Genomic DNA, 11496 nt, shown 5'->3' with positions numbered 1-11496 from the left:
CCTCTCCTTTACTTTACGTGAAATTCGTTCAACTACCCGGGGTATACCGAGTGTACTTTTGTACAAAATAAGATTGTTAAACGTTAAATTGAGGAGGGTTTGTATGCAAAATTATAAAAAAGCTATAGAGAAGTCTGGTTCTATTATGAAACCAAATTTTGCAGAAACTGATGCGCAAAAAGTAAAACAAGAAATTCAAAATGATGTAAGAGCAGGACAAGGAGCAATGACTTCCCGAGAAGCTGGGGCAATGCGAGATTAAGAAACCCCTCCTTACTGAGTTTTAATTTTCTTCTTTAAAATCTTATTCAGTAATGAGTTATTCCGTAATCTGGCCCGATTGCTTAATAGGAAAAAATCCTGCACATTAACACAGGATTCTAATCAAGTTTTGCTATAAGGCCATAAGTCTGGTTTTGTTTCATAAAAAGTCTTTTTTTCGGAAATATCATCTTAAAAAGTAAGAAGGTATGAGCTTACAGCCCACACCTTCTTACTGGTAGAAAAATTCGTTATATGCATAGCTTATCACTCATGATCAATGTCACCTTCGATATATTGACTGAGTTTATCCTTAATTGCCGCACTTTCTGAGGTTACTTCTGCTACTTTACGATTGTGAAGACGAGAGCCGCCTTGCATTTCATCTATAGGTAATGTGTTTTTATCATCTTGAGAAACAGTAGCAGCCATTTGTTGCTGTAACCATTGCATTGTTAAGTTAGATGTTGTATTTTTACCATTGATTTCTGCAGTTCGTTGAATTTCCTGTTCCTGCTGATTATGGGTAACAGTCGATGTGTAAGCAGGCTCTCTATATTGTGGTGTATGCTTCGCTCTTGGCACTTCTATTGGAGTTTCAGTAATAACTGGTGCTTTCTTGATAAGTTCAATAGGTTCTCTATGTTTACTGGTATCTGGTACATTCTCTTTTTGCACATTAATCACTTCATTAATTTTTGCGTGTTCCGTTGTATTAGAAGTAGGAATTGATGCTATAGTTTCCCCTTTTTCAAGTCTTGGAGCAGATTTTCTTGAGTTATCTTGCACAGGTTGATTATTTGTTAATTCATCTTCATTGTCAGTATCATCTTCGTTATTGTAATAATCATAAGTATCAGGACTTAACTTCTGTAACCAACCTTCTATTGCAGTCGGCACTGTTGTAGGTGTACTCAATTCTTCAATTACATTTTCTTCACTATCAACATCTGTATCTGTGACATAATCATCATATTTAATTTCTGTATTCAATGATTCTTCACGAATTTTTAGCCAATAAACAGCTGCTTCTGCATCAACTTGAATCTTAGCTGTTTTAAACTCAGTGGCAGGAACAAAGTTTGCATTTACTTGTATTCCTCCTTGAGGAGCATTATCTTTTACAATTTTAGCAGCACACTGGAATGCTTTTTGAATTAATATATCATTTTCAGAAAGAATGGGTACCTCTGTTTTCGAATAAGAGTAGGATGTTCTACGTGTACTTTGAGTTTTCGTTTCAGCTGTTACCATATCAATTTCTTGATCACCTTCACGTGCTTCATAAATTGTTTTCGTACCCATAAGCTTACTAAACAATTTAGCATCTTCATTAGTAACATCACCATAAACAAGTTTATTACGAAATGTACCTAACAGGATATCCATGAATCTTGGGCCATGTTCAATTGCTAATTGACTAATTGTTTGTGCAATAACAATTAAAGGAGCTTTATATTTACGTGATTGAGCAGGAAAACTTTTAAATGCTTTATAAATGTAATCAGCAAACTCATCAACTAAAACGGGATGGTATGGAGATACGTTAGGTTTACGACGGAAAACAGCATTTTGCACTGCATATAAACATAATTTGCCGAATACATCAGATAGGTCAGAAAGTTCCCCTTTCGCTGTATTGATTAAAAGGATACCTCCAAATTCCAAATGCTTTTCAAAGTCAAAATCTGATGGACCACATAATACACGACGGAGCAGAGGTTGAGCTGAAATATCATTTAATGTGTTTCGTAAACCACGAACGAAGGTTTCTTGTTTATCGATAATCTTTGGCTGCCCATAGTATTTCCCTTCAGTATGATAAACAACTTCCCCTCCCCCACGACCGCCAGAAATTTCAGGCACATAATTTAAATCAAACCATTCATCAACTTGCTTCATTATGCGCCAATGATTTCTCTCATCTCTATCAGGTATAGATTCAATATCATTTGGAAGTCGCCCTTTTAACTTGAGATGCATCTCAAAAACGAGATTAGCATCATTATACATATCAATTAAATGTTCAAATCTAGCTTCAAATTTTGAATCATGGAGTTTTAACAAGTAAATATGTTGTTTAAGATGGGAACGCTCAGATTGAACGAAGAAAGGATTTCCTGCTCCATTATCAGAGAGCCCCGTTAATACTGAACATAACATCTCAGCAACTTTATCAACTGGACCACGTACGAAATTTATTGAAGGGGTATCAGGATTTGTTGGATCTAAATAAAAAATAACACTATCGGGAATCTTGTGTGCCAATACCAAGTTATATACCTTTTCGCAGAAGTCATTAGATGGCTCGATAACTGTAAGACCATTTACCTGCGTTCCTTTTACATCCTCTGAATGATAATCTTTTCTTGCATATAAGGTTTTAAAGTTATTAATCATTGAAGCCATATAGTCAAGAATTTGATTAGCAATTGGTAAACCTAGTGCAGCTGATTTACCTGTACCAATGTTACCGATGATCATTATATTAAGTGTTAAAGACTTGCCTTGTATTACTGCCATTTCCCGTGTAGCACTGTTAGGACCAAGAAAGATATCGGGTTCTGGCAATTTTGATGGATTTTTTTCAGTGAAAAATCTGTGTAATGAAGTAGCAAGTTTTCGTTGACGATCATCATTCAAAAAGGAAAGCATCCAACCAGGTATTTTAAATACGTATTCCCATTTTCCGAATGCATCTAAAAGCTCTTTTTTATGTTCATAAAAAATCTTAAAGAGCCATAAGAGTACGAGAATAATAATAATTACAGGTATAGCAAATACAAGGTGCATGGTATTACTGAAATTTGAAAGGATAGTATCTTCTAATCCTTTGTCATTTAGTGAAACCTCTCCAGCTTTCGAGTTTAAGAATGGAATAAATATCTTAGCTAATGGAGCACTAAACGCCCATAAGAACTGGGCAACTATACCGATTAACATCATCGAGAAAATAAACCATCTACGTTTTATCTCCTGATAAGTCTTAACCTTGGTTGAAAGCTGCCAAGTATAAATTAAAATCCAAAAGCTAAAAAAGGTTTCAATGTAATAATTAGTTTCGAACGGATTACCGAAGATACTTAAGGTAGGTAATGGAACGCCCATTTGTATTGACCAGAAAGAAGCGTATTTATATATTCCCCTGAAAGCAAAATACCAAGCTAGCAGCAGTAGTAATGTCACAACATAGTAAGAAGAGCGAGCCACTAAACGATATTTCCAGCTTTTTGTAATGTCGATTGTAACTGTATAGGAATTTTTCTTGCTCTTTCCGGCTTTTGGATCCTCCCCATTACCAGGTGTATTATTGAGTTCAGTATTCTTTTGAACTGCATTCTCCAAATTCTTGTTTCACCCTCTCTTTTAACGAATAAAAAGAAGCGGTGAAATTAAGCAATTCAGCAGAAGTAGCCAATACTATATTCTCTGGTGCTATGGAATTGTGAAACAAATCAGTAAAAATGGCTTGCTGCCCACGCTCTAATTCATCCGCTTCATATATCCCCAAGATCTTAATTGGGTTTAGTGTTCGGTGTTGATTTTGCATGGCCAACAATCCTGATAATTGTTGTAATTTAAAGTGTGCGTTAACCTCCCCTACCTTAAGTATTGTTGATATACATAATATTTCTAAGTAATCTAAAGAATTTTTTTCTTCATCAGATGATTTTTTTCGTAATACCAAAATGTCATCTGTTAGCTCAAGTAGTTTAGAATGCTGAATTCCTTTCGTTTGCATTTCATTTTTATTAGATATCCACTCTACCGAATAAGGGAAAGAAGAATTTATGTTTAAACGTTCAGTGATTTTTTTGAGTAGGTGATTTTTACTTAAACTATTAGTTTTGCGAATTTCTTGAAGAATATTATTTACTACAAGTGCCGCCCCACCCATATTGCATACGTAAACATTGAGGTTATCCACTACACATAAACGTGGTATATTGCTAAAGGATTTTTTCAAATTTGTTACACGTGTGGTCCGTTTTTTGTAAGTAGAAATGGTATGGTAGGAGTCATCGATAACAGAAAATAACACGTAATACTGCTTAGATGGGCTAGCGGCAGCGATATCGAGATATTTTTTTAACTTATTTTCTAAAAACGGAATGTTTTCCGATCCTGTATCAACTTCAATGTTGATAATAGAATTGTTACAAGTAATAACCCAATCAGGAATGATTAATGGGTTTCCCTTTGAGTCAGGATAAAATTCTTTAGATGGACGAAATGAATATACAAGTTGAGGTAAATCTGGTAGGAAAGAAACGGGTTGAAGTTCTGGTTGAAACATTTCGCGATACTCTTCATCTTCGTATAAAAAGTAAGCATCATTTGAATTGGAGTACATTAGGTTTGGCAAATGTAAGTTTTGCTTCACAATCGAGTTTAGCGGAAAAAGATAATCTCCCTTACCACCTACAATTGCACCAGTATGTTCATTTTGGGATTCTGCTTCAAGTAAATTTAATACAAATTGTGTAATAGCTATATTGTGTTCATACTGCCTTTTGGTAACAAATGAGGTACTACAATCAGAAATTAATTTCAATCGGTATAATATTTTAACCCCTTTTGAAGAGATAGAAACAAAATCCAATGTAAATCCGCGCTTTTTTCTCACACTTATGTTTTCTTTTTTTATTAATTTCATTTTAGCCCACTTGGTTAGCTTTGATGAAAATGTAGTTCGACTTATAGGTTCTCCACTTATCAATTCATAAAATTTGCGTAATTGAATTTGAGATACTGTTCGTTGTTCATATAAAAATAAAACTGTAAAAATGTCAGAACGATTAAAATAAACTCCACGATCATTTTCCCCGACGATATATTTAACGGTATAATCAAATGATTTTTTCAATTTTAAACACTCCCTTGATATGAAAATAATATACGGAAACTTGCATAAAATTGAGTGCAATTGTCAACAAATGAAAGTAATTAATGCTAGATAAATTAAGCAGTTCAGTACATAAAAATGATTAAAGTATATTTTAACTGAAATTTACAAAAAAGTAACCCATTATCCCCTATGAACTATCAGTTTAAAAACATATATCATTTCGTCAGGTGTGGGTAATTAAATCTAATGATATCAAGTAGAAAATTTCTATTAGAGTTCGTCATATGTTCTTCGACATAGATAAGAGAACATATGACGAACTCTAATGATAAAAAAAGGATTCGTCATATGTACTTCGTCATGTAGGTGTAGAGTATCAAAAATAGTTAAAATGTACAGTGAATATACTTTTGCATGGATAAAATTAAGTATTAAACAGAATTGTATTTAATTCTGTAGAGGTATCCGTTTGTCAGAAGGAAAAATTACATCATAAAAGAAATAAGTAAATAAACATAATAAAGTAAATGAAAATTGTGTATATTTCATATTTTGCATGTTACAATCTGATTTAAGGGGTGAAAAAATGCGGAATTGGAACACAGAATATGGGTTAATAACAAGGATAATACAAAGTGAATTTGAAACAGACTTTCTTTATACTAAAGTAATCAACACATTAAATAATGAGTATGAGATAATTCCATTACAGTTTGCAGCACTAGATCCTTATAAAACGTATAATACCTCACAGGTTAGTAGAATTTTGAGGATAAAATCAAATCAGTTAAGATATTTAATTAACAAATACGGTGAATACATCCAATTAATAAAAAAAAGAGCTAAATATGTTATTTCATTTAAAGCTTTATACAGGATTTATTTAGTAAACCTATGTCTAACAAAGAAATTATTTAATTTAGCTGAGTTTAACAGCATTATGACTTCACATGTTAGTTATAGAGATTATATTGATATCAAATTGACAAGTTATACTGACAAGTTTGTAGAACTTAACTATAAAACTAGCCAATTGAATGAAAATGAATCACAATTTTATGTATTATTCCTGCAAATCTCTGAAATTACTACAGAATTAATAAAAGAAATAACTAAATATAATATGACATTAACATCCCCTTTCCTTTCTGTTGACAACAAAGGGAGAAATGAGTTGGTAAATAAGAAGCAAGATCATGAAGTTCTTTTCAATAAACTAAGTGTTTTATATAAAACTATATAGTTAAAAGAGTAATACTTAAGAAGTATTACTCTTTTTTTATAGGGTTATATACACGTTTTATTTATAAGTCTTTCATATAAGACCTTTAAATGAGTCGTGTAATAATCCGTGGTAATATTCTATTGACATGAAATTAATATAAAAGCATATAAAACCTTTAATAATAAGTGTTTATACATACGTCTTATATGTAGTTCGTATATATAAGGTGTATAAATCAAATGACCATGATAATAGTACGTTATTTTAGGAGTATTATATATTGGAATTATAATTCTAGATCAAAATATACATAAATACTGCACTCATATTTATTGTTTAATGGTTATTGTTAGTTATATGAAACCTGATATTAACATGTTTTATTTACTGCGTATATGAACGACTTTCATATACGTCTTATATATTTGACGTTGATATATAGGACATTGTTTCAATTTTACATTTTGTAAATGTTATATAAGTCTTATATATAACAACTTAATATAAGGCTTATATATAATGACTTGATATACGTCTTACAATGATGTAATATATTTTTAGGAATAATTAACCAACGTTTTAAGGGGGGGACAACTTGAACGAGGTATTAAGTGAAAAATATAAACAAAACAAATTCACTGAAGAAGTTGTGGAAATGTTTGCAGACATTATTGAAGGAGACGAAATACTCTACAATGTATTTCATTACATAGGATCTCAAGTAAACAAACAATACCAAGAGACAAAGTATATGAGAGGAATCTCAATAAATGAAATAGTAGAAAGTGTTGTTATTGATAGGAGAGTAAAGAAACCTAAGGGTAAATCCTATTCATTAGAAATTGAAAGAACTAACATTTCAAGAAGATCGGCAGAAGGTAGTGTTGCTACTTTAGCTTCAATGTCATTAATAACAGAAAAAATTATGCATCCGTATAAGTTTTTAATTTCAACTATTAGGGGACAACAAGTATTAGTTGAATTAGGGAAACGTAAAAAAAGTAATGAGAATAAGGGAGAGATAAAATAATGGCAAAAAACTTTCTGAAAAACGAAGTAGCTGTGAAAATGACTATGGTTGGTTTTGGTCAAGCTGGAACTAGAATGGTAGATAAGTTTGCTGAGTATAAGCATACAGACGGTACAGCAGTTTATAATTGCCTAGCATTGAATAGTAATGATGGTGATTTAGCTGAACTGAAAAATGTGCCGAAAAGTAACCAAGTTTCACTAAAATTAGGTGGTTTGGGTAAGAATCCTGAGCGTGCTGTAAAGGTTTTAGAATCTAATGAAGAAGCTAAAGATAAATTAAAAGAATTCATAACGGAACGTGTTAGACCAACTGATGAATTAGTACTATTTTTTGCAGGTTTAGGCGGTGGTACAGGTACATCTACAATTATTCAAGCAATTGAAGAATTCTCCGCTTTTCATAATAAACCTGTAATTGCTGAAGAACTTAAAAGTATGGCAATGAAAATTCCTAGAGAAGAATTAATAAAAAATCAACAAAAGTATGCAAGAATTGCTTTCAATAATGCTATTGAGCGTAAAGATTTTATTAAAATGGGTATTGTAGTTACACTTCCAGTTAGAGCTGATGGGCCTGATGTACTAAGACAGGTGAATAAATTTTCACAAGAAATTTGGAACTTAGCTAATGATCCAGCGAAAGGCGTTGCATTTGTTGTATTTGCAGATAACCAACACTTCTATGATGAGTTTAAGGGATTAAACGAAAATGAGAAAAAAGGCATTGGAAACTCACGAGACTATGCAAACCAACGCATTGGAGATATTATTCATGAGTTAAATACAGCTGCAAATGGTTCAGGAACATCAGTAATTCTAGATTCTCAGGACTTTAAACGAATTTTACTAGAAAGAACAGGCTGTTTAGTAATTAATAAGGTTTCACGTAATATGAATCAAATTGAAAACAGTGAAGAAATTGTAGATATGTTCTCAGAATCATTGAAAGGAAGCTCATTCCATCACCCTATTGACCTAATGAAGACAAATGAAAATGGAGATTTAGAGGCATCGAAGGTACATCATTTTGGTATGTTAGCAATTTTAGATGAACAGAAGAACATTGATGACTCATTTATGGATGATGCAAAAGTAGAAGTGACAAATAAACTACCAATCAATGGAACTGTTTTTAATGGTTATTTAGTGAGTAAAAATGACTTTATGGGCAGCGTGTATACTTTCTATAAGACAGATGCACTACCATCACGTTTATCTAAAGGATTAGTTGAAGAATATAATGAATTTAAAGAAAAACAAAGTCAAATTCAATATACAAAGTCACAAATTAATACTATTGAAGCGCAGGACTCGGACGATGACTTCAATATTAACTTTGGTGATTACTTTGAATTAGAACCAGTTAAAGATGAAGAACCACAAACGCAAAATGATGAAGAATTAGCTGCATTTATGGATCCCGATAAGATGTTCGGAACAAAATAAAAAATAAGCCTGGAGTTTTCCAGGCTTATTTTTCTGTTTTCATTACATTTTTCATGTATTCAATCATGTTCTCATCAATATAGTTTTCTATGAAAAGTTGTTTTCTCGCAAGATCTTCCTCTTTTTTAAACCAACCAACTTTTTTAATACGAGTTTCTTCTGGTTGTGAACTCCACTCTCTTTCAGCTTGTTTTCTTAATTCTGTACGCGCTCTATGTTGAATTATCATATTATCTAGTCTTTCTTGTCTTTGGCGCTCTTTTAACATTTCAGGGTCTTCTGGTTCAGGGAGCACTGCACGTATAGCATCTTCAAACTTTCCTTGATACTCTAATTCAATGTTTTGTAAATGCATTTGAATCTTTTGCTCTACTATTTTTTCAATAGTCGCTGCAGCTTCCTGCATGTTTAATTGGGTTGAGACTTCACTGGTTTGATTTTCTGGAGAAACTGGTCTTAGTTCAAATTGATGTGGTAAAAGCTCAATAATTGCATCTAGCGACCACTTTTCATCCCTTTTTAGCTTGATAAATAAAGCTATGTCTAAATCCAGTGTGTTATATAGCTTTTCATTTGTATTATTGGTTCTTAATGTTCCGTGTAACCCCTTTTCCTCTAGGATATTGAACCAATTGTATACAGTGTTATGATGTCGGCCTACTAGTTTTGAAAACTCTGTTATTCGCCAAGCTTTTTCAAAAGTATCTTCATGACTAGAGTTTGTATTATTTGACTCCATATGTTCAGTTGTATTTTTGTTATCTTGTTCAATCATCGTTGTACCTCCTTGAAATATAATGGCCATAGCAAAATGGAATTAACATATAAAGTGAGATTGACATGTTAAGTGTCTTTCGACGATATAAACCTCAATACCTTTATCGATTGACATTCACATGAAATGTGTCGTTGATATATAAAGTATCACTTGTTAACATGAAGTTGATAAATAAGGATTTGGAATTAACTATTGCTAATGTCCAGTTAATAATCCGTTAGTTATTAATGATTATTGTTGCTATGAAATTAACAAATTAGTCTACAATATATTAATGATAAGAAAATATTAGTGATTTGTAAATAAATTATAAGGATATAGCATTAAACTTAAAGACTTAAAAACTAAAAAGTATGTATAAATCTAAAGCGAAAAGCCCATACTAATAGTAAATAAAGGCCTATATTTATTGTAATTTATGATACTCGATATTAGAAAACCATGAACGGTATAGTTAATTGGTTTCAGTAGGTCTTTAGAATGCACGTGAAGGCTATTATAGGTTGTTGAAGTACTTTTATGCGGTTTAATATAAACTCACTTTTTCTAGGGGGTATCACCCCTTACAAGTGATCTCTATATAATCAAAATTGATTCATACAATTGCCACTTTTAAATCGGAATTAATAAAAAGTGATTTATTGTTTTTGGTTACTATCAAAATACTTTCAAGAATGATATCTTCTCCGATTTATCCAGTGAATTTTGCTATAGAAAAAAGCCTTTTAATAGATGTAGAATCTAAAACTCTATTTGTATGTATATTTTCAACTTTAGAATCAATGATTGTTAATGTCATGTCAATACGTATGAGTGATAGTTGATATGACACTACCATTAATAGATAACTAGCTCTATTAACATGTTAATCTCAGGTTACATATCAATTACAAATGATTTGTTCTTTTAGGATGTTTTCTTTTTTAATTTTTCAATAGAAACCTGTTGTGGTAGATAAATTTTTAACTAATGCAAATTTCGAAGATCCAAGATCTGCATCTATGCGTATTACAACTACATAATTGTTAATGTTATAACAATGTTTAACGAAAATTGTTGATATGACATTAACAATATAGACAGTATTGCTCACTACGTATCGCCTTTAGACCATATATCAATGATAAACAAAGGCTGAAAAGCATTGAATTACCGTCGTCATTTGTTATTGTAATTAAATTTTAACTATTTTTTGATAGTGTGAAAACAACTTCTACGATAGATCATCACTAGATTCGCTTCGAGCAAACCGCCACAGAAGAAAAAAATCACCAATATAGTTTTTGAAATCTTGAAAGTTATAAACACTTCTCCTTTTTGACACCTTATTGTTAATGTTATATCAATATCAATCAGAATAATATCGATAACAAAAGAAAACAATCGCTTAACATGTTAATTTCAGGTTATATATCAATGATAGACAAAGGAAAAACTGTTAATTTTTCGGTGTCACTAATAAGAAACTATCAATTGTATGGAGTTCTTGTTGGTTTCTAAGTGCAATTATAGTTCTATTAGAGTATTTTTGATTTTTCATTAGAAACCTGTTGTAGTAAATAAATTTATAATTAATACAGATCGCCAAGACCCAAGATCTGTATTAATGCGTATTTGAACTACTTAATTGTTAATGTCATATTAATGTTAACTGAAAATTATTGATATGACATTAACAATATAGATAGCATTCCTTTCTATGTGTTGTTTTTAGACTATATGTTAATGATAAATAAAGGGTAAAATGCTGTCATTATTTATTATCCCGATTAAATTTTTAGCTATGTTTTGATGGTGTCGAGTCATTTTCTAGGATAGATCGTCACCAGATTCACTTCGAGAAAACTGCCGCAGCAGAAAAATTTCAACCGATATAGATTTTGAAATCTTGAAAGCTATAAACGA

Annotated in this window: 7 protein-coding genes; 4 read left to right on the top strand and 3 right to left on the bottom strand. The window is 31.6% G+C overall.

The features are described 5' to 3' along the window. The first annotated feature begins 103 nt into the window (after positions 1-103). The gene (locus tag AC241_RS34965; protein ID WP_196303435.1) at positions 104-262 is read left to right on the top strand and encodes a hypothetical protein; all 159 of its coding nucleotides are present in this window, start codon (positions 104-106) and stop codon (positions 260-262) included. Between the two features lie 266 nt (positions 263-528). Here AC241_RS34965 and AC241_RS28690 read toward each other — a convergent pair whose 3' ends face one another. Then, entirely contained in the window at positions 529-3606 is a 3078-nt protein-coding gene (locus AC241_RS28690) for a type IV secretory system conjugative DNA transfer family protein (RefSeq protein ID WP_050845178.1), read from the bottom strand. Beyond that, entirely contained in the window at positions 3578-5128 is a 1551-nt protein-coding gene (locus AC241_RS28685; RefSeq protein WP_050845177.1) for a replication-relaxation family protein, read from the bottom strand. Before AC241_RS28685 ends, AC241_RS28690 begins: the two co-directional genes overlap by 29 nt. A 538-nt stretch (positions 5129-5666) precedes the next feature. Here AC241_RS28685 and AC241_RS28680 point away from each other — a divergent pair. The 3 genes from AC241_RS28680 to AC241_RS28670 all read left to right on the top strand — a co-directional run bounded on the left by AC241_RS28680 (position 5667) and on the right by AC241_RS28670 (position 8813). Further along, positions 5667-6353, top strand: a complete 687-nt coding sequence (locus tag AC241_RS28680) for a hypothetical protein (RefSeq protein WP_050845176.1) — start codon at positions 5667-5669, stop codon at positions 6351-6353. A gap of 577 nt (positions 6354-6930) precedes the next feature. Beyond that, positions 6931-7365: a hypothetical protein gene (locus tag AC241_RS28675; protein WP_046960421.1), complete on the top strand. Its 435-nt coding sequence runs from the start codon at positions 6931-6933 to the stop codon at positions 7363-7365. Then, positions 7365-8813 (top strand): FtsZ/tubulin family protein, encoded by a 1449-nt coding sequence (locus tag AC241_RS28670; RefSeq protein WP_050845175.1) that lies wholly within the window; start codon positions 7365-7367, stop codon positions 8811-8813. Before AC241_RS28675 ends, AC241_RS28670 begins: the two co-directional genes overlap by 1 nt. A 25-nt stretch (positions 8814-8838) precedes the next feature. Here AC241_RS28670 and AC241_RS28665 read toward each other — a convergent pair whose 3' ends face one another. Then, on the bottom strand, positions 8839-9588 hold the full coding sequence (locus AC241_RS28665) for a MerR family transcriptional regulator (RefSeq protein ID WP_000572417.1): 750 nt from the start codon (positions 9586-9588) through the stop codon (positions 8839-8841). Positions 9589-11496 lie beyond the last annotated feature (1908 nt).

Origin of the sequence: Bacillus thuringiensis (assembly GCF_001182785.1) — a bacterium.
GTDB classification, from domain to species: Bacteria; Bacillota; Bacilli; order Bacillales; family Bacillaceae_G; genus Bacillus_A; species Bacillus_A thuringiensis_S.
This window is presented reverse-complemented; position numbering and strand designations above follow the sequence as displayed.